We start from the raw sequence: 20307 nt of genomic DNA, 5'->3' as shown, positions 1-20307 counted from the left end.
AAATTGAGGTGTTTTTATGAAACTTTGGGGCGGAAGATTTGAAAAAGGAACTGATAAACTGGTGGATGATTTCAATTCCTCCATAAGATTTGACTGCAGAATGTACAGGCAGGACATACTGGGAAGCATAGCCCATTCCAACATGCTCGGCAAATGCGGCATCATTTCCGTGGAGGAAAGCACCCTTATACAAAATACCCTGAAGGATATTCTCGACGACATTGAAGCCGGAAAGATAGAATTCGAAGTAGATGCTGAAGATATTCATATGAATGTTGAGAAAATCCTCATCTCCAGAATCGGCGACACGGGAAAGAAGCTGCATACCGGAAGGAGCCGAAACGATCAGGTTGCACTTGATATCAGGATGTATTTAAGGGATGAGATCAAAGTCATAAGTGAAATGCTTCTTTCTCTTGAGAACACTATTTTAAATATATCGGAAGCAAATACAGCTACCATATTACCCGGCTATACACACTTGCAGAGAGCCCAGCCCATAACCTTCGCACATCATATGATGGCATACTTTGAAATGTTCAAGCGCGATTTTATGCGTTTGGGCGACTGCTGCTCCAGGATGAACATACTCCCTTTGGGTTCAGGTGCATTGGCCGGCACCACATATCCGCTGGACAGATACATGGTAGCCGAGGAGCTGGGCTTTAACGACATAACCCCGAACAGTCTTGACGGGGTAAGCGACAGGGATTTTGCCATAGAGCTTGCCTCCTGCCTTTCCATCCTTATGATGCACGTAAGCAGACTCTCCGAGGAAATCATTCTGTGGTCCTCCCACGAATTTGGCTTTATCGAGCTTGACGACGCTTACAGTACCGGCAGCAGTATCATGCCGCAGAAAAAGAATCCCGATGTGGCAGAGCTGGCCCGTGGAAAGACCGGACGGGTTTATGGCAGCCTTATGACCTTGCTTACGGTCATGAAGTCTCTGCCGCTGGCTTACAACAAGGATATGCAGGAAGATAAGGAAGCAATCTTTGACGCAGTTGATACGGTAAAAATGTGCCTCCCTGTTTTCTCCAACATGCTGGCTACCATGAAACTCCGCAAGGCAAACATGTATAAGGCCGCCCGGGGAGGTTTTACCAATGCCACAGACATTGCAGACTATCTGGTAAAAAAAGGTATACCCTTCAGAAGCGCCCATGAAATAATCGGCAAGATGGTGCTCTATTGCATTGAAAAAAACAAGGCTATTGATGAAATGAGTCTGGAGGAATTCAGGAGTTTCTCAGATAAAATTAAAGAGGATGTCTATACTGAGATAAGCCTTGAAAAGTGTGTCTCGGGCAGAAACCTGCCTGGGGGCCCGGCAGCCGAAACTGTTCTCATGGCTATTCAAAAGGCTAGAGATTATATAAACTCCTTCAAATAATAAAAATCCCCTGGTCTTTTTCTGTGATCAGGGGATTTGTTTCAACTTTTTATGCCAATCTTTTAGATCCGCTTATATAAATACTGAGAGATATGTTGTTTGGATTAATCTGCATATTTATACCTGATACAGCCACTCCTCTGTCACCCAGCTGAGACTGTATTTCACTTTTGATTCTTTCCAGCAAATCATTATTCTCTTCAACTTTTTTCTTTTGTTTAATCAGCATATACTGCCCTCCAAACCCAGTATTAATTTATTTTTGCCTTTTTCTCCAAAGCCTTCCCCAGGCTGAACCATGAGTCTCTCAGCTTAAAACGCATTTCCTCATCAAGAGTCCTCTCAATTATGTCATTCAGGCTCTTCCTGGCATGGATATAATCTTTGATATCGAATTCTTCCTTGGCAATTATACTTTCTATCTCAGTAAGCCACTCTTTTAAATGTTCACTGCCCACGTATTCGGAAGTGATTTTTTTTCTTATATGGGCAACTACCTGTTTAATAGCCTTCCGCTTGACATCAGTATCGGTTTGCATCTTTTTTATTTGTCTTTGACTCATACTCTGTTTCCCTCTCCCTTTGAAATTATTAATACAAACTGTACAAATGTTACACCCAGTAATTTACATTAATTATATAATATTCCCTTGCTTATTGTAAACATTCCTGCATGCAAATATACCTGCATTTTGGAGAGAAAACACAACTTATTTCAGAATATCTGCCGCTATGGAACAAAGTCGGCACGCGCAAAAAAATCATACTTTCCCGGACAATAAAAAAGTACCCCGTGCCGGCAGTTTTTCTGCCTCCTCGGGGTACTTTGGAGCTAGCTCCTAATATGTGATCAATTGCTTTCCATTCAGCCTGGACATATCCACATTTTTTTGCTTGTCTTTAGGTACTGTGACGGTATCAGGATTTCCATCGCTGACATATTGTGAACTTCCCCTGCCCAGAGTATCGAGCCACCAGGCCAGGTCGCATTCCACTTTCTTTTGACCGGTTGACCTGACCCTTGGAAGCGCCAGCGGATCAAATTTCGGTGATACCGGTGACGGCGCCGGATTTGCACCAACCAGCACAACAGCTGAATGCTTGTAATCAACACCCTGATAATTCCCTTTTATTACATATTCCTTCAGATCTTTTGAGGCATTTCCGAAAGGCAGTGAAAATGAATTAAAAGCATATCCTGGCACGATTTCATTCATCAACACCTGGTTCCCGCCCACCTCTTCAAGCATTTTCTGAACAGTTTTGACCTGAGGCAGCGACACATGTGTTTTTGTATGGTTTCCAATCTCAAAGCCCTTTTCAATCAGGTAATTCATCCTGTCGGTCATATTACCCGAACCCTGGAAGGTCTTTACTCCCAGGTTAACGTAAAAGGTGCCCTGCAACCCGAAATCGGGGTGTTTTTTATAGAACTCCTCCATGATCCCTACGGCTGATCTTGGATTAACCGCCAGCTTTCCGTCTTTCTCAATCATATTGAACTGTCCGGAAGTACCGTCGTCAAAGGTAAACACAATGGGAATGCAGCCCGCGGGCACATTTATGTTGTTATTGAGCATATCCGTAAGACTGATCAATCTATACTTCTTCTCATACAATTCCGGCAGCAATTTCTCAAATTCATCAAAAGTTGTCGTGTATTCATTATTCCCCTTGGGATAGGACTCTACAAAATTATGGAACATTACAACCATAATCTGTCCGCTTTCATTTGGCTTTACCTTGGTGTAATCAATAACATCTATTCCTTTTGTATCCGTTGCAGGTGCAGCCTGGGAATTTTCAGTTTCGGCAGCAGGACTGCTGTCGGAGGACTGCGTTTGTTCCGATTGCCCGGCCTGTTCCGGTGCTTGTGTTTGCGTACTGGCAGAATTTTCAACGGTTGTTTTATTGGTGTACAAATTATTGTTTGAACATCCTGTAAAAACTGTCACCATAAAAGTTAATACAAGTAATACAGAGCATAATTTTCTCATAATCCCAATCTCCAAAGTCTCATCTTTAGTCAATTTTAACAAAGTCAATTACGGTTTAAAGCCTTCGCTTTCCAGGCGGATTAAGCTTTCAGCCGACAGTAATTGACTTTTTTATTATTTTACCCAATGCCAATCAGCAGCAGCAGCTAAAATCAGCTTTCAAAATCCACGGAATAAATGATATCCTTTACAGTTTCAATATACTCCACAAATTTAACATGTGCAGGATGCACCTGATAGGCCTTCATATCCTCTAAAGAATCAAATTTTGAATAAAGTACAACATCAAAAGATCTTTCAGTCTGTAAAATATCCATACCGACCTCTATTGACCTGATCAATGGAATTTGCTCCTTCAGCGCAAGAAGATCATTTTTTACTTTTTCAAGTGTTCCCTTGCTTTTATCCTTCAGCTTGAAAAATACTACATGTGTAAGCATCAGTAAATTACCTCCGAAAATATTTTGTCTATTTAATTTTAACCTTTCCGACAATAAATAGTCAAATATAAAAAACCAATAATCGGCATATATATATTTAGCTTACCGAAAAAAGTTGTAAATGGATAAAATAAAATTGTACAAAAAAATAATTGTCAGGTTTTAATAATTTAGCAATTTATTATGATAAATTATTAAAATTTCTTATTGAAATATTGGTTATAATATCGTATAATTATACAATAACCGTGTTTATTAATACATTTAAATCAGCTTATATCTATTTTTTGATAAATCCCTATTATTTAAGGGACTGACCTCGGTCAGTCCCCTCTTTTTTTTTAATGTTTCAGGAACGGCAGCTTAACCGCCGTTCCCCTGCTTTTTTTGTGCCTGCTCATATCACTTACTCATTATTTTTACTTATTTCTTATTTATTGTTTAGCTATATTTCTTTGTTTATTTATTGCTTAAGTAACTGTATATTGAAAGCAGTCCTTCCAATCTGGTCATTTTATTCTGTGGATTAAAGTTATTGTTGTCACCGTTCATTGCTTTTAATCCCGATGCTATACATACATATCCCAGAAGGTCGGGGTTAATCTTTGCGGCATCCTTGAAATCGGATTTGTATATCCCCTTCAATTCAGCCACCTGGCCCAATTTAAGGAATTTTACAAAGAATTTCGCCGCTTCTTCCCTGGTTAAAGAAGAATTTGGAGCTTTTTCAGCCTTTGTAATGATTCCCGAATTTATAAGATTGGTATACATTCTGTCAACAGCCGTTTCCTTATCTGAGTTTGAATCAATAAAATAAAGGTCATTGAGCTTGCATAATAAAATGAAATAATCTTTCTGAAGCAGCTGGTCATTTGCTTTCAGTTCATTTTCCTGATATCTGATTGACAGCTGAGTGAGTATCTTTACCTGGTTTTCAGCATATAGACCTTTTATGTCGGTATAATCCGAAACATTATTCTCATTGTATACAACTCCCGAATAATTGAGAATATCACCTGTTTCGGCATTGATAATGCATGGCTTGCTGCTGTTTATGAAATATCCCAGTACGGCTTTGTCAGAATCCTGCTTTACCGGTACTATATCTTTCAGAGAAGTATTGCTGTAATCACTGACATATTGGATACCGTATCCCAATTTTGCATTATCAAAGAGTATGTCATATGCCTTCTCAATTGCAATTGCCTTTTTAGGATCATCGAATTTCACATTCTTGGTCCAATTGGAGTTGACACTTGTAACGTTTGCACTGAGATTGTCATAGGTTATTGTGAGGTAGTCGTCGGGACACTCCAGACCATTCTGGATCCTGACATATCTGAAGGTAAACTGCTGGTTCTGTGTTTCATCATAAGCATAATAGGTATCGTCATATTTTACTTGAGAATAATAACCCGGTATCAAGCTCTGTAAAATATCGTCACTGATTTTTTTTGCCTCATCCTTTGTCTTTTGAGGTTTGGTACCTGCAGGAGAATCGTAATATGTCCAGAAATTAATCATATCTCCGCTCCTGGCATCCAATGACACCGATACTTCTCTTATTTGGTTTGTCTCCTTGTTGACAACCTTAGTGTAGCGCAAATACCAGATGAAGGAATCACTGTTTCTCCAATCCTTCCTGAGTTCGGCACTTGACAGGGTGAAGCCGCTGTCAAGTTTGAACTGTGCTATAGCCCGTACTTTAGTATCAAGTTCTTCTTTTGTTTTAAGTCCTGACATGTCCTTGACGGCATCTGTTTCCTCCGGAGTCAGTACCACTGCCGCTCCCGCATTGGAAGAAGCCATTTTTTCCATCATGTCACTGCTGTAGAGTATCCTGTTATTGCTTGTTGTTTTTTCCACTTCTCCGGTGATTGCGTCGATATACTTGTTGGAATCCTTCGGAATGTAAGCCAGGTATGATACAATTTTATCCTTGTCGGATTTGAAATTGTATACAAGCTTTAATCCAAGCTTCTCTGTAAATGCCTTCTTTGCTTCCTCAAGGCTTATGACCTTATCCGCAGACTCAAACTTGGTATTTTTGGAGTAGGTGCAGTTAAAGTTGGAAACTATTCCGGTATAATTATTAACACTTATACTGATTGCATTTCCGGGATAGTCAATACCGTTAACCTGTCTCACATAGTTAAAATTGTACTCTCTGTCCTGTGAATAATTGTTGTTATCTACAGCTTTGAATTCAGAAAGAAGAGAAGGATTCAGCTGCTTAATGAATTTTTCCGCTATCTCCCTGCCCTGGCTCTTTGAGTATTTTGGAATTTTCTTGTCATAATTCGAGGAGTACTGGTATGATGAATAGCCGGATATGAAATTGTTCTCATCAATAGTAACGTTGATATACTTTTGATCAGCTTCATTGCTCCAACCCAGGTTCCATATTACCGTACCATCCTGATTATAAATATTATAACTAAATTTGTTGCAGTCAGCCGGAATTGTTATTTTTTCCTTTACGGCCTTGATGGCATTTTCAAGTCCCTTGTCGTTTGATGCGGAACTGCTCGCCATAGCCGGTGTCATAAATGTAATCAATAATGTGACTACAAGCAGCATTGAAATTATTTTTTTCAATCTAATACCCCCTCGTTTTAATAAATGATAGTAAATCTTGCCAACATATCTAATAGACGTAGCCCGATTTTAAAATGTTCCAGTATTTACACCAAATATTTAAAAATAAAATAGCAGCCGTTTTAAAAGCTGCTATTAGTAAAAATATTAAGTTGCTTCAGCAATCAGGCCCAGGCTATTTTATTTTTGGTATTTTAAGCTCCTGCCCTACATATAAGCTGTTGTCTTTCTTTATATTGTTAAACTCCATGATGATATTGTATTTGTTAAAATCTCCGTAAAACTGTTTGCTTATTCCACTGAAGGTATCTCCTGACTTTACAATATATGTATCATAATCATAATTTGCGTTTTGTCCGGAATTACCCTGCTGGCTGCCCGGGGAATTATTGCCCGAGCCGTTGCCGGAGGAACTGTTGTCCCTGCCGCCTTGTGAATCAACTGATGCTGTGGAAGTTTCAACGGCATCAGAATTCTCGGCATCGTCCCCGCCGTTTTGGGTCAGGTCCGCGCTGTCCTCCTGGCTGTTGGTGGTCATACTTGCCTGAGAGGTGTTATTATCCTTATCCGAGCCAAAAATACCGCTGTTGGATAATATAAGATACCCCATGAACAATACACCCGATATTACCAAAACACAAACAAACCCTAATATGTAATTTACAATATTGCTTTCCTTGTGCTCTTCTTCCTCTTCTCCCTCAGTTTCATTCTCATAACCCACCGGGTTTATCCGCCTGTTGCCATAACCAAATGCAAGGCTTCTGATTTCATCAACCTTGATGACCATAATGGTTATTCCATCCTCCAGCCCGCTCTTCAGTGCCTCCTGATACAGGACACTGGCCATCTTGGAAGGATCGAAACCGGCATCCACCACAGCCTCCAGCCTGCTTCTGGTTATGCCGTTCAGAAGGCCGTCACTGCATAAAATGATCAAATCGTCCTCTTCCAGCTCAAAACTCGGTGACAATTTTATTTTTGTTTTGGATTCCTCTTCGGCCAGTTTTAGAATCTGCTCGGTATCATTGAGCAAATCAGGCATAGTAGGATTTATTCCCAGACTTCTTAATTTTTCGGTTTTACGGCCGTTATTTCTTGAGAAGATATCCTTTTGTACGCCCTGTCGGAATAAAAAGGCTCCGTTGTTGCCCAAATTCATAACTGCCGCTCTGTTATTATCAATGATTAGTGAAGAAAAACCTGTCAATCTGGTGGAATTCTGACTTGCAATTACCGATTTGCTATATATCAAATTGCTGGACAACTGTACTGCTTCATATATTCTTTCAGAAATAGTCTCAAGAGAAAACTGCTGAATCTTTGCACTTTCGTGATATTTTTTAATCTCCCTTATGGCTGATATTCCATTAAAATCCCCATCTTCAAGGCCCATGGAATCTGATATGGCAAAGACATAATTATTTGCCGCTTTTTCAAAGGATAATTGTATACTCTGCGTACTATGACAATTGGAAAAACTTCCATTAAAATAAAAGTCGTCTTGCTCTGAGTCATTGCCCATACAGCTTATTACTGTAGCACTCAATCGTACATTTCCATCCACAGGATTTCACCCCATATCGTATTTTAGTTTTTAACGAATGACATTTTTATTGCCATTCAATGTAAAAAATTTGTCTTTTGTTGGCAGGACCGCGTAACTAAATAATATCATACACGCTTGATTATTACAACAATAGAATGGTTTCAATAATGTAATATAAAGCGCTGCCGACAAATTTCTCAACTCATTTCCAATTTGCCTGCATAATAAAAAACGAAAAGGTAAGCCCTTTCGTTTTTTATTAAAAATAATATTATTTTTTTGAAGAAAACGCGTTAATAATGGATTTGACAACCGAGCTTGCTACATTGATAATACTCAGCACGTTCTCAGCATTAAACGAGAATGAATCTATGGTTTCGGTAACTGTATCTTCAACTGTAGAAACAATTGATGTTGCTTTATCAAAAGTATCTTTTGCACTAACTGCAAGTTCATCAATACTTTTTACAGTTGACGGCAGCGCTTCGAGAGTTTCTTCAATACTTTCGGATTTTTTGTCAAGTATCTTGTTGACCCTGTCTACTACCTTTAGGCAATTTCTCAGAAGAATTATTAAAAATACTCCAATAATTACAGCGATACAGAAAATAATAAACCATGCCACAACACTAAGGTCTACAGTAACAGACATACACAACTTCCTTTCGCATTTATGACTTATATTCCGGTTTATTCAACTTCTTCTGCTTCTTCTTCCTTATCTTCTCCGCAAATAAAAGTCTTCTCTTTTTTAACCAGTTCTTCTATTTTTTCCTTTGCAACATTTAAGCCCTCTTTTACAGTTTCAAGAGTCTCTTTGGTTGTCTTCACAAGATCTTCTCTGGTTTCTTTTCCAGACTGGGGAGCCAGTAAAACTCCTGCAGCTACACCAACAGCAGTACCAATGCCTGCTCCAATAGCTACATTCTTAGCAGTTTGTTTTTTAGTCGATCTTTTCTTCTTCTTTAATAAGTCCTTTAAGTCCATTTATCTGACCTCCTTACAAAATAATTATATAAATACTCTGCTTATCTATTAAATAATTACCACAGATTACCTATACAAAATCATTATACGACAGTTACCTGGAAATTGATATAATACATATGTGTTTTTTTAAGAAATTTTTTAAATTTAAAAATTTTTGCCGTAAAAATTCAAAACCAACACGTCCCAATATAATAATAAGTATGGTTATTGTACCGAAATGTAAATTCTGCTAAACTAAAGCTATAATTTATCCATTGCTTAGGAGGTTTTATAATGAATAACTTGAATATTCTATTTGCATCTTCCGAGGTATTCCCTTTCGCCAAAACGGGAGGGCTTGGGGATGTTTCCGGCTCCCTTCCCAAAGCAATTTCAAAACTTGGTGCCGACATCCGGGTTGTTATGCCAAACTATAAAGGTATCCCGCAAGCGTATAAAGATAAAATGGAGTTCATGGGTTATATATTTGTAGATCTCTCCTGGAGACATCAATACTGCGGCATTTTGAAGCTTGTGTACGAGGATGTCACCTACTACTTTCTGGACAATGAGTACTATTTCAGCAGGAATGAGCTGTACGGCGATTTTGATGAAGCGGAGCAATTTACATTTTTCAGCAAGGCCATTATAGAAATGCTCCCTCTGATCGGCTTCAAGCCGGACATTATACACTGCAACGACTGGCAGACCGGCATTGTCAGCCTTCTCCTGAAAGCAAACTACAAAGAGCCTCACTACAGCAAAATCAAAACAGTCTTTACCATTCACAACCTGAAATATCAGGGAATATTCCCGAAGAGTGTCCTGTCGGATTTAATGAATGTTGACTGGCAATATTTTACTCCAGACGGAATTGAATATCATGACTGCGTTAACTACATGAAGGCCGGTCTGGTTTATTCGGATTCCATCAGCACCGTAAGCCCCACTTACGCTCAGGAAATTAAAACCGATTTTTACGGTGAGGGTTTAAAGGACATATTGGTTAAACGCTCTAAAGACCTGTACGGCATTCTTAATGGAATAGATTATGACAAAAATGATCCCAAAACCGACAGGAGAATATATGCCCACTACTCTGCCGACAGTATTTCATTAAAATATGAAAATAAAAAGAAGCTTCAGGAGGAGCTGGGCTTACCTGTAAGACCTGAAGTACCAGTTATTGGTATAATCTCAAGGCTCACTGCACAAAAAGGCTTTGACCTTATAGAGTACGTGCTTGAAGAATTAATACAAATGGATATCCAACTGGTGCTGCTTGGAAAAGGTGACGAGCATTACAAACAGGTCTTTGAAGATGCAGCCTCCCGGCACAAGGACAAGGTTTCTGCCAGCATAACCTTCAGCGACACCCTCGCCCAGCGTATTTACGCTGGATCAGACATGTTTCTGATGCCGTCTCTGTTCGAGCCCTGCGGCCTGGGTCAGATATTCGGCTTCCGGTACGGCTCTGTCCCAATAGTCCGCGAAACAGGCGGACTTAACGATACTGTTTTTGCATACAACGAGGAAACCGGCGCCGGAAACGGTTTTACCTTCGCCAACTATAATGCGCATGATATGTTAAATACCATCAGAAGAGCAGTCAGCTTTTATTATGACCGGAAGGATATCTGGAAGCTGATCGTCGAAAGAGGCATGAGGGCCGACTTCAGCTGGAATAAATCCGCAAGGGAATACATGAAGATGTATCATGAAACCCTGCATAAATAGAAAATCTGCAAAAGAGCTCCGCTTCAAATCTTTATACCTGAAGCGGGGCTCTTGTAAAATTCCTAGTACTCAATTCCTTTGCGTGCTGCCATGCCCTTTTCATAGGGGTGCTTGACCGCCTTGATTTCCGAGACATAATCGGCAGCTTCGACAAATGCCTTATGGGCATTTCTTCCCGTCATCACAAGCTCCACCTTTTCCGGCTTGTTTTTAACAAAGTCCAATACGGTTTCCAGAGGCAAAAAATCAAGTGACACAGTCCCAAGTATCTCATCCAGGATTACAAGCTCATATTGACCCGTCTGAACCACAGCTTTAACCTGCTCAAACATTTCAGCCGCTTCTCGGGCGGTATGCTCAAGTTCTTCGCCGGTCATATCCCAGGAAAATTTTTTGCAGGTAAACCCACGGATCACCTTAAAGTCAGGCTCCAGCCTTTTTATAGCCTCAAGTTCACCTGTAGCCGCACTCTTCAGAAACTGTACCAGCAGCACCTTCAGTCCGCTGCCGCAGGCTCTTAGGCCAAGCCCCACGGCGGCTGTCGTTTTACCTTTTCCCTCACCGGTATAAATGTGTACAAGACCTGTCCTATTCATATATACATTTCCTCCAAAAAACTTATATTTTTCAAGCAAACCAAAGTATATTCTTATCTATCATCTTGTGCCATTGCTTCATACAGTTCACAAACCGTCTTATTGAATACAGGATGTATGGCCGATGGATTTATTTCATTCAGCGGTTCCAGTACAAAGGCCCTCTCATGCATTCTGGGATGAGGTATATTCAAATTTTCCTTGTTAATAATCTGATTTCCGTACAGCAGGATATCCAGATCAATGGTTCTTGGTCCCCAGTGTATCAATCTCTCTCGTTTAAGCACTTTTTCAATTAGCCCGCATATCTGTAAAAGCTCATCTGCAGATAATACGGTTTTTATTTCTACAACTGCATTTAAAAAATCAGGCTGCTCCAAGTAGCCAACGGGTGCAGTATTATAAAATGATGATACCGAGGTAACTTCAATCCCTTCCTTTTTACTCAGCAGTTCAATTGAAGCATTTAACAGTGCCGCTCTGTCACCTATATTAGATCCAATCCCAATGTAAGCTGTTACTACCTTTCCTGAATCACTCAAACTAATCGCCTCTTCTCCGTTCAAGCTCAACAGCGGCATATTTAAGGTGATATCCCATAGGAGCCCATGGTTTTTTTAACAATATTTTAACCGACAATGCATTGGAAAAGCTGTTAAAAATCTCATCTATCACTTTTAATGCTGCAGTCTCTATCAAATCGTACTTTTTGGTATTTAAAGCCTTTTGGACTGCCTTACATACATCGGCATAGTTTATTGTTGCATTGATATCACCGTTGACCGCGGCGGTATTAAGGTCAGCCGACACCTGCAGAGACACGATGAAAATCTGCCCAAGCTTCTTTTCCTCTTCTGCGACCCCATGATATGCGTATATTTCCAAATCTTCAATAATTATTTTATCCATATTTACCTCACCATACTATCCATCATTTTAGCTACTCTGGAATTTTGCAAAACATCATGTACTCTTACCATGTCAATTCCCTTTGTAATACCGATTGAAGTAGCAGCCAGAGTTCCTTCAAGCCTGTCGGCAACTTCCAGGTCCAGTACCTTTCCTATGAAGGATTTCCTTGAAGCACCCAAAAGAACCGGGTATCCAAGTTTTTTAAAATCCTCCAGGTGTCTCATAACCGTAATATTTTGCTCCCAGGTCTTGGCGAAACCTATTCCGGGATCGATCATTATGTTTTCATCCGGTATATTCGCGTTTTTAGCTATTGAAATACTTTCTTCCAGTTCAAGCAAAATTTTACCTATTAAATCATCTCCATAATCTGTTCCGCCGGTCCTGTTGTGCATAATACAAACCGGCACTCTGTATGCTGCTATTACAGCCGCCATATCCGGATCATATTTAAGCCCCCAAACATCATTTACCATGCTTGCTCCGGCTTTAATTGCAAGCTCTGCTGTTTCAGCCCTGTATGTATCTACAGAAACAGGTATCCTAATTGCTTTTGAAAGGCTTTCGATAACAGGTATCACCCTGTCAGTCTCAATTTCTGCGGCAACAGGTACAGCTCCGGGTTTGGTGGTTTCCCCTCCTACGTCTATAATGTCTGCTCCTTCATTGTACATGCGAATTGCCTGTTTGACTGCAGCGTCCTGGCTGACGTAACATCCCCCGTCTGAAAATGAATCCGGCGTCACGTTCAGGATGCCCATTATATATGTTTTTTTGCCCCATTCCCAGATGTTTTTCCATATTTTCATGAATCTCTGTTCCATATCTGCCTCCATGTGCCCGTTTGTGACATGCGGTCAGCATATCCCAATAATCCTTACAAAACTCAACCAGTGCAAATTTAAATGTTACAGACCACTAATACAATAATTCAGGTTGACCACCATCAGAATACCAGTTACATTCATTTACCATAACACAATTAATACATGGTCTGCAGGATTTATCACCTTCATAGATTACCTCCCCCAAAAGTGATATCCCTCTTTTCCTTCTGCGGTGACCGGTTATTGCTTCTATAATCATTTCCATATCCCGTCTATCAAAATCTAAATTTTCAAGAATCTTTCCCGCCAGCTTTGCCCCCTCTTCAGCATGGTCCGACTTATCCTCATATTGTTTCCATCTCCCTATATCATGAAGCAGTGCCGTGACATATATAAGCTCCTTACTCAAGCCGTAAGCTCTTTCAAGTGAAATAATATAAGCCACCCTTGCCACATCAACAGCATGCTGCAAATCATGACGACAAAATTTTCGTTCCTTCTCCGCGGCTTCGTTTAACCGCACATATTTTATGAAATCCGGATGCATCAGCACCTTTTTTACAATTTCCATGAAATAGTCACCTGTATCACATTTATTTTAAAAGCAGCATCAATCTGTTGACCAAATTGCTGTCGGTGTTAAATTTTCCGCGTAAAGTCGTAGTTGCTGTTAATGATCCGGTATTTTTTATACCGCGTGTGGTCATACAGGCATGCTTTCCCTCGATAATGACGGCAATATCCTCCGAACCGGTTATTTTGTGCATTATTTCTGCTATATCCGAACCAATCCGTTCCTGAAGCTGGAGTCTCTTTCCAACCATATCTGCAATTCTGGCAATTTTGCTCAGACCCAAAACCTTTCCGACAGGTATATAGGCTATTGCAGCCTTCATGTTATACATCAATGCCAAATGGTGCTCACAATAACTGAATATATCCATATCCTTTACCAGTACAATTTCCCTATTGTCCTCTGGTATAATTAAATCATCTTCAAAGGTTTTGTTGAACATTTCAGCTATATCGTCATTTGAATAACCTATACCTTCAAAAATCTCCTCATACATATGTGCAACACGCAAGGGAGTATCCTTAAGACCTTCACGGTCAGGGTCTTCACCTATGGCTGTCAAAATACCCCTTATATGTTCTTGAACTTTCTTTATATCCACTGCCATTTGATATATTACCTTTCCGGCTTACTAAAATTTTAAGCATATTATGGAAACGTCTTACCGTCCGTCCTTATCCGCTTCACCGGTGCATTGACCGGTAAAATCAGCTTCCGGTAATATGTTGCGGCTTATAGCTTACTATGTTATAATAAATAAATATTTTTACGCAGCAAATATATTATAGCATAAAGTCCCCTACTGTATATTTGCTAATTCCCCATACTATCAAGGAGGTTTTATGAATTCGGTAGAGAGCAACAGAGAACTGGCTGAAAACAAGCTCATATTACTTTATATTATAAATAATATTGAACCCCCGGTTTCAAATCTTCTTATAACAAAAATAATACTTGAAAACAAACTAATGAATTATATTTTTTTGCAGCAATATCTTGATGAACTCTGTGACGGTAAATTTTTAGAAAAATTGGATGCGGACAATAAGAAATCCTACAGGATCTCGCCTGCAGGCAGGCAGGGCCTTGACTATTTTATTTCCCTGATACCTGCCGGAACCAAGTCACGCATAGATGAGGCACTTCTGGACTACAGAAAAAGGATAAAGAATGAAACCAGTGTCGTTGCTGATTTTGTCGCAGTTAATGAAAACGAGTATATTACAAATTTAAAAATCTGCGAAGGAAGTTTTACATATATAGATCTGAAATTAACCGTCGGAAGCAGAAATGATGCCAGAAAGCTATGCAATAACTGGACTGTAAATTCCGAAAAGCTTTATAAAAAGATTATGGCCGATCTGGATGAAAACTAATTGCCGAAACAGCCACCAAAAAAGCAATACTTCTGAGAAGTACTGCTTTTTTTTACGCCATTTTCAGTCCATGCTTCAAACCCCTTGCGAAACATTCCCGAATTAAAAGTTCCAGTTGATATCTTATAATATCTACTCTAAGACTGGCTATCTTCTTTTTTCCATAGTCATCTTTTACGTCATTAAGATATATTTCGCAAAGTTTTAAGAATTCATATGTCTTTTCCACTCTTTGAAGAAGTGCTTTGTCATTGATTTTTTTGATATCCTCAATATTCAGATATTCATAGTTGTAATTATTTAAATCAATTCCTTCTTGCATGCTTACCTCCGGAAATAGTAATTATTGAAATACTTAATATTATATTCATATTAAAAGCATTTCATTCCCAGATTATGTAAGTGGTTGTTGATTTGCTCCTATTTCAGTTAAGGTAATTCTATTACAGGTGCTTTTACAGATTCCCTGTACAGAACAAACTTATTCCCGATTACCTGAACCAGCTCGGCCCCGGCAGACTCGGCCAGTTCTTCGGCAACGGTCCTGGTATCGCACTCGGCATTTCTCAGTACAGTGGCTTTTATCAGTTCTCTTGCTTCGAGGGCCTCTGAGAACTGTTTGATCATATTTTCATTTATTCCGCCTTTTCCCACCTGAAAAATAGGCTGAAGGTTGTTTGCTAATGATCTCAGGTAACTCCTTTGTTTTCCTGTTAACATATATCCTCCTTATGGATCTGAAATATATTTCAGCACATTTATCTCGTATAATCAAATTCCGTATCCAATATCCGTACGGTATCTCCCTCTTCTATACCCATAGCCTCAAGAGCATCAATAACACCTTTCCTTCTCAAAGCTCTCTGGAAATACTGCAGGGATTCATAATTGGCCATGTTCGTAGACCCCAGGACCTTGCGCACCCAGCTGCCCTCCACAACATAAACACCGTCTTCAATGCGGATTTCAAAAGGTTTTTCTCCCTCGGCAGTATATACCACCTCTTCTTCCCTGCTTTCATCAAGGAGTATGGTATCGGGAAGGGTGCTCAATATATCGGAAACATAATACATAAGCTCCTTTAATCCCTTATTGGTAGCCGCTGATATTCCAAACACCTTATAGCCTCTGCCCTCAAACTCTTCTTTAAAGGCCTGGTAATTCTCCTCCGAGCCGGGTATGTCCATTTTGTTTGCGGCAACAATCTGAGGTCTTGAAGCAAGCACCGCATTATACTTTTCAAGCTCGGCATTTATTGTGTCGAAATCTTCAATGGCATTACGGCCTTCGACACCTGAAATGTCAACAACATGTACAAGCAGCTTTGTTCTTTCAACATGCCTCAAAAACTCATGTCCCAGGCCGACACCTTCATGGGCCCCTTCTATAAGTCCGGGTATATCCGCTATAACAAAGCTTTTTCCCTGTTCAATCTGCACTACTCCAAGATTGGGTACTAATGTGGTGAAGTGATAATTGGCTATTTTAGGCTTGGCAGCAGAAACCATTGACAGAATTGTTGATTTGCCAACATTTGGGAAGCCCAGCAAACCCACATCGGCAATCATTTTCATTTCCAGAATCAGGTTGCGCTCTTCTCCCAGATCACCGCTTTTGGCAAAGTTAGGCACCTGCCTGGTGGGTGTGGCAAAATGCTGATTACCCTTTCCGCCCTTACCTCCTCTGGCTATTATACATGTCTGACCGGGTTTTATCAGGTCAACCAGTGTCATTCCTGTCATTTCATCCTTGACCATTGTTCCCAGAGGAACTTTGATTATCATGTTTTCACCGTTTTTACCCGAACAGTTGGACGGGCCTCCATCCTGTCCAGGCTCGGCTTTGAAATGCTTCTTGTATCTGAAGTCGATCAGGGTATTTAATCCCTCATCCACCTGGAAGATAACATCTCCGCCTTTCCCGCCGTCCCCGCCATCCGGTCCTCCGGCTGCTATGTATTTTTCACGGTGGAAGGATACCATTCCATTACCGCCATTACCAGCTTTAACATATATCTTAGCACTATCTATAAACATATTAACCTCCTAAGCCATGTCTATGGCTTTTAGCCGCAATAGCGGCCACAAAACTGCAATGAAATCTCTCAATTATCCGCCATGAGCCGGGCATTATTAACCGCAATTTGTTAAACTGAATTTATTATACCCAAGTATCGGCATATTTAAAATATTATCTTGATAATATAAGTCAGTTAACGTTAAAAAACACAAATAAAAAAGTAGAAAATGCATATCACATTTCCTATTTTAATTATTTTAATGCGATAAATTTCTTACTCGGCAACTATCATAACCTGCTTCTTATCTCTGCCAAGTCTTGCAAACTTAACCTTTCCATCCTTAAGTGCAAACAAGGTATCATCAGAACCTATTCCTACGTTTACGCCAGGATGAATCTTTGTACCTCTTTGACGAACAAGAATGTTACCGGCTAAAACGAACTGACCGTCAGCCCTCTTAACGCCAAGTCTTTTAGCCGCACTGTCACGGCCGTTTCTTGAACTACCAACACCTTTTTTATGAGCAAAAAGTTGTAAATTAATCTTTAACATGAGATTACACCTCCTCATCCATTACCTTTACATGTTTGGGGTAAGCAAGCTCTATCTGTTTAAAACCTATTTCGGCAGTAGCCATAATTATTTCGGCATCATGCCTAAGTTCAGGCAAAATATCAACATCGACAGAGCATGTCATAAAGCCATGCTTCTCTTCAAAAAAGTCCTTTATCCCTATCAGGTCTCCAAGAGCACCGGCCGCAGTATACGCAACAGCTGAAACCGCCGCACACACTATATCTCTGCCTTCTCTTGCATAACCTGCATGTCCTTTGACAACAAACTTTATAATATTTCCTGCTTTATCCCTGCATATATTTACATTAATCATCAATAGTTAACCCTTACGCGTTGATCTTTTCGATCTGAACTTTTGTGTAAGGCTGTCTGTGACCTTGCTTCTTTCTGTAGTTCTTCTTTGCCTTGTATTTGAAAACTATAATCTTTTCACCTTTACCATGGCTGAGAACTTTAGCATTAACAGTGGCAGTTTCCAATAATGGAGCTCCAAAGTTAACTTTACCGTCCTTTGATACTGCAAGAACCTTATCAAAAGTAAAGGCCGAACCTTCTTCAGCGGCGAGTTTTTCTACGAAAACCACATCGCCTTCCTGAACCTTATACTGTTTTCCACCAGTCATTATAATAGCGTACATGATACACCTCCTACTAACAGTCTCGCCGGCTGAATGACGTATACATATCATAAAATATGTTCATCACAGGCAATAACCTTATTAAAACCAATAATGGAATTATTATTGACCCGTTATATTTGAAAGCCCTGGCCGAGCGGTTACCGATATATTCTAGCACAACAAGGTAGTCTTGTCAACGATTATCAACAGTACAAAACCTGCATATAACAGGACGAAAAAAGTACGGCACAGGTTATGCGCCATACTTTTTTCGTCTTACTTACAGTAATTTCCACGAAATTTCATTCCATCTTAATTCATTTCTAAGGTTCTGAATAGTAGTGTCCTTATTGATAAGCACATATTCGATTCCAGCCATTTCAGCCCAGTCAACAAGCTGCTCGGCAGTAACCTGCGTGGAGAACACCGTATGGTGTGCACCGCCGGCATAAATCCAGGCTTCGGCGCCTACCTGAAGAGATGGTTCCGGTTTCCACAGTACTCTTGCAACAGGCAGCTTCGGCATCCGGGCAGTGGGCTGGATAGCTTCGACTTCATTTATAATCAGGCGGAAGCGGTTTCCCATATCAATCAGCGATACACAAACAGCATGCCCTGCAGCACCGTCAAATACTATTCTGGCAGGGTCGGCCTTACCGCCTATACCAAGCGGATGTACCTCAAGACGCGGTTTTGTAGCGGCTATGGTAGGGCAAACCTCCAGCATGTGAGCTCCGAGAATCATTTCCTCACCGGGCACCAGATTATAAGTATAGTCCTCCATAAATGAAGTTCCCTTGTTATCTGACATTACCTTCATTACATTGGTCAGAGCAGAAATTTTCCAGTCTCCCTCTCCGCCGAAGCCGTAGCCCTGTGCCATCAGATCCTGTGCAGCCAAACCAGGCAGCTGCTTGATTCCATGCAAATCTTCAAAGGTGGTTGTAAATGCACTGAAACCGCCTTCTTTAAGAATTGCTTTAATGCCAAGCTCAATTCTTGCCTGTTCTCTGATTACCTGCAGCTTTTCATACGTTTTTGCAGAATCTGCAATATCATATTTATTTTTATATTCAGCCATCTGCTCATCTATCTGCTCATCGGTAACGCTGTTTATTCTGGCTGCAAGATCTCCGACCCCATGGGTATTAACCGACCAGCCAAATTTAATCTGGGCTTCAACCTTGTCACCTTCGGTAACTGCAACCTCGCGCATGTTGTCTCCGAATCTTACAACCTTGAGCTGCCTTCCCCATATAAATGCGACTGCTGTTCTTTCCCAGGCTCCGATCCTTTCGCGGACCTTTGCGTCCTCCCAGTATCCAGCAATTACCTTACGGGACAAACGCATTCTCGCACCGATAAAGCCATGTTCTCTGTCCCCATGGGCCGACTGGTTCAGATTCATAAAGTCCATATCTATATCATTCCACGGAAGTGCCTGATTGAATTGGGTATGGAGATGCAGCAGAGGTTTTTTCAACTGTGAAAAACCTGCTATCCACATCTTTGAAGGTGAAAAAGTGTGCATCCAGGTGATGACACCGGCACATTTTTCATCTGTGTTTGCGTCGGTGAGAACCTTTGTTATTTCTTCAGGTGTGGTAACCGTCGGTTTATAAACAATTTTATAGGGGATGGCAGAGTCCCTGTTCAAAGCTTCAACCATTGCCTTTGAGTGTTCCGCAACCTGCTTCAGGGTTTCGGGTCCGTATAAATGCTGACTCCCTGTTATAAACCAAAATTCAAAATCCTTATAATTCATCATATTATTCTAACTCCTCCCTATGTGTTAAACTTGTATGCACATGTTATAAGTTAATTTTATATCCCATTTGTAAAAAAATCAATACATTTTTCCATATCCGGACAAAGCACTTCCTACAGGCAATGCGACGCATACTCCGATTTGTATTCCGCTTGCCGTTCGGACTCAGGTATTAGAAGCTAACAGCTGATGGTATATAGTACTTCAATGCATTGTATGCACAAGTTAAAGTTTCAGAGGACAAATCAAGCTATCCGGGGGACAAAAGTATTATGACCGCTTATATATACGAATATTCAGGCTCAGGAGGCACAAAAGAATAAAAAAAGGTTGATGAATACTTTTTATCTTC

At 40.3% G+C, this 20307-nt stretch carries 24 protein-coding genes; 3 read left to right on the top strand and 21 right to left on the bottom strand.

Annotation, left to right across the window (positions count from 1 at the left end; all coding sequences use genetic code 11):
* The first annotated feature begins 16 nt into the window (after window positions 1-16).
* Window positions 17-1396 carry an argininosuccinate lyase gene (gene argH, locus T344_RS0101615; RefSeq protein ID WP_027627273.1) on the top strand — a complete coding sequence of 460 codons (1380 nt, stop codon included), beginning with the start codon at window positions 17-19 and terminating at the stop codon, window positions 1394-1396.
* Between the two features lie 49 nt (window positions 1397-1445).
* Here the strand turns inward: argH and T344_RS0101610 are convergent, their stop codons facing one another.
* From T344_RS0101610 to T344_RS0101575, 8 genes are all read right to left on the bottom strand, one after another.
* Window positions 1446-1625 carry a hypothetical protein gene (locus T344_RS0101610; RefSeq protein WP_027627272.1) on the bottom strand — a complete coding sequence of 60 codons (180 nt, stop codon included), beginning with the start codon at window positions 1623-1625 and terminating at the stop codon, window positions 1446-1448.
* Between the two features lie 22 nt (window positions 1626-1647).
* Window positions 1648-1959 (bottom strand): hypothetical protein, encoded by a 312-nt coding sequence (locus tag T344_RS0101605; RefSeq protein WP_027627271.1) that lies wholly within the window; start codon window positions 1957-1959, stop codon window positions 1648-1650.
* Between the two features lie 276 nt (window positions 1960-2235).
* Window positions 2236-3393 (bottom strand): polysaccharide deacetylase family protein, encoded by a 1158-nt coding sequence (locus tag T344_RS0101600; RefSeq protein ID WP_027627270.1) that lies wholly within the window; start codon window positions 3391-3393, stop codon window positions 2236-2238.
* 152 nt (window positions 3394-3545) lie between these two features.
* Window positions 3546-3833 (bottom strand): Dabb family protein, encoded by a 288-nt coding sequence (locus tag T344_RS0101595; RefSeq protein ID WP_027627269.1) that lies wholly within the window; start codon window positions 3831-3833, stop codon window positions 3546-3548.
* A gap of 459 nt (window positions 3834-4292) precedes the next feature.
* Window positions 4293-6431, bottom strand: a complete 2139-nt coding sequence (locus T344_RS0101590) for a YcdB/YcdC domain-containing protein (RefSeq protein ID WP_027627268.1) — start codon at window positions 6429-6431, stop codon at window positions 4293-4295.
* Between the two features lie 175 nt (window positions 6432-6606).
* Window positions 6607-7998, bottom strand: coding sequence for a LysM peptidoglycan-binding domain-containing protein (locus T344_RS0101585; protein ID WP_027627267.1), 1392 nt, complete (start codon window positions 7996-7998; stop codon window positions 6607-6609).
* Window positions 7999-8251: 253 nt separating this feature from the next.
* Window positions 8252-8632 carry a hypothetical protein gene (locus T344_RS0101580; protein ID WP_027627266.1) on the bottom strand — a complete coding sequence of 127 codons (381 nt, stop codon included), beginning with the start codon at window positions 8630-8632 and terminating at the stop codon, window positions 8252-8254.
* A 38-nt stretch (window positions 8633-8670) separates the two neighbouring features.
* Window positions 8671-8967 (bottom strand): YtxH domain-containing protein, encoded by a 297-nt coding sequence (locus T344_RS0101575; RefSeq protein WP_004630175.1) that lies wholly within the window; start codon window positions 8965-8967, stop codon window positions 8671-8673.
* Between the two features lie 276 nt (window positions 8968-9243).
* On the opposite strand from T344_RS0101575, the gene glgA reads away from it, so the two are divergent.
* The gene (gene glgA, locus T344_RS0101570; protein ID WP_027627265.1) at window positions 9244-10686 is read left to right on the top strand and encodes a glycogen synthase GlgA; all 1443 of its coding nucleotides are present in this window, start codon (window positions 9244-9246) and stop codon (window positions 10684-10686) included.
* 62 nt (window positions 10687-10748) lie between these two features.
* On the opposite strand, the gene cobO is transcribed toward glgA, so the two are convergent.
* The 6 genes from cobO to folE form a co-directional block, all read right to left on the bottom strand.
* On the bottom strand, window positions 10749-11282 hold the full coding sequence (cobO, locus tag T344_RS0101565) for a cob(I)yrinic acid a,c-diamide adenosyltransferase (RefSeq protein ID WP_027627264.1): 534 nt from the start codon (window positions 11280-11282) through the stop codon (window positions 10749-10751).
* A 53-nt stretch (window positions 11283-11335) separates the two neighbouring features.
* A complete protein-coding gene (folK, locus tag T344_RS0101560; protein WP_034860483.1) occupies window positions 11336-11824 on the bottom strand; it encodes a 2-amino-4-hydroxy-6-hydroxymethyldihydropteridine diphosphokinase in 489 nt (162 codons plus the stop codon).
* Window position 11825: 1 nt separating this feature from the next.
* Window positions 11826-12191: a dihydroneopterin aldolase gene (gene folB, locus T344_RS0101555; RefSeq protein WP_027627262.1), complete on the bottom strand. Its 366-nt coding sequence runs from the start codon at window positions 12189-12191 to the stop codon at window positions 11826-11828.
* A 2-nt stretch (window positions 12192-12193) separates the two neighbouring features.
* The gene (gene folP / locus T344_RS0101550) at window positions 12194-13018 is read right to left on the bottom strand and encodes a dihydropteroate synthase (protein WP_084331050.1); all 825 of its coding nucleotides are present in this window, start codon (window positions 13016-13018) and stop codon (window positions 12194-12196) included.
* A gap of 94 nt (window positions 13019-13112) precedes the next feature.
* The gene (locus T344_RS0101545; RefSeq protein ID WP_027627260.1) at window positions 13113-13592 is read right to left on the bottom strand and encodes an HD domain-containing protein; all 480 of its coding nucleotides are present in this window, start codon (window positions 13590-13592) and stop codon (window positions 13113-13115) included.
* A 22-nt stretch (window positions 13593-13614) separates the two neighbouring features.
* Window positions 13615-14202 (bottom strand): GTP cyclohydrolase I FolE, encoded by a 588-nt coding sequence (folE, locus tag T344_RS0101540; RefSeq protein ID WP_027627259.1) that lies wholly within the window; start codon window positions 14200-14202, stop codon window positions 13615-13617.
* Window positions 14203-14437: 235 nt separating this feature from the next.
* Here folE and T344_RS0101535 point away from each other — a divergent pair, with 235 nt between their 5' ends.
* Window positions 14438-14971, top strand: coding sequence for a DUF4364 family protein (locus T344_RS0101535; RefSeq protein ID WP_027627258.1), 534 nt, complete (start codon window positions 14438-14440; stop codon window positions 14969-14971).
* A 52-nt stretch (window positions 14972-15023) separates the two neighbouring features.
* Here the strand turns inward: T344_RS0101535 and T344_RS0101530 are convergent, their stop codons facing one another.
* From T344_RS0101530 to araA, 7 genes are all read right to left on the bottom strand, one after another.
* A complete protein-coding gene (locus tag T344_RS0101530) occupies window positions 15024-15293 on the bottom strand; it encodes a hypothetical protein (protein WP_004630070.1) in 270 nt (89 codons plus the stop codon).
* 107 nt (window positions 15294-15400) lie between these two features.
* The gene (gene yhbY, locus T344_RS0101525) at window positions 15401-15691 is read right to left on the bottom strand and encodes a ribosome assembly RNA-binding protein YhbY (RefSeq protein ID WP_027627257.1); all 291 of its coding nucleotides are present in this window, start codon (window positions 15689-15691) and stop codon (window positions 15401-15403) included.
* A gap of 38 nt (window positions 15692-15729) precedes the next feature.
* A complete protein-coding gene (gene obgE, locus T344_RS0101520; RefSeq protein ID WP_027627256.1) occupies window positions 15730-17007 on the bottom strand; it encodes a GTPase ObgE in 1278 nt (425 codons plus the stop codon).
* A 257-nt stretch (window positions 17008-17264) separates the two neighbouring features.
* On the bottom strand, window positions 17265-17543 hold the full coding sequence (gene rpmA / locus T344_RS0101515; protein ID WP_004629598.1) for a 50S ribosomal protein L27: 279 nt from the start codon (window positions 17541-17543) through the stop codon (window positions 17265-17267).
* A gap of 4 nt (window positions 17544-17547) precedes the next feature.
* Complete coding sequence (locus T344_RS0101510) at window positions 17548-17880, bottom strand: ribosomal-processing cysteine protease Prp (RefSeq protein WP_004629646.1); 333 nt, start codon at window positions 17878-17880, stop codon at window positions 17548-17550.
* A 13-nt stretch (window positions 17881-17893) separates the two neighbouring features.
* Entirely contained in the window at window positions 17894-18205 is a 312-nt protein-coding gene (rplU, locus tag T344_RS0101505; protein ID WP_004630078.1) for a 50S ribosomal protein L21, read from the bottom strand.
* A 262-nt stretch (window positions 18206-18467) separates the two neighbouring features.
* Window positions 18468-19955: an L-arabinose isomerase gene (araA, locus tag T344_RS0101500; protein WP_027627255.1), complete on the bottom strand. Its 1488-nt coding sequence runs from the start codon at window positions 19953-19955 to the stop codon at window positions 18468-18470.
* Between the last annotated feature and the right edge of the window lie 352 nt (window positions 19956-20307).

Source organism: Ruminiclostridium cellobioparum DSM 1351 = ATCC 15832, from assembly GCF_000621505.1.
GTDB lineage: Bacteria > Bacillota > Clostridia > Acetivibrionales > DSM-1351 > Ruminiclostridium > Ruminiclostridium cellobioparum.
This window is presented reverse-complemented; position numbering and strand designations above follow the sequence as displayed.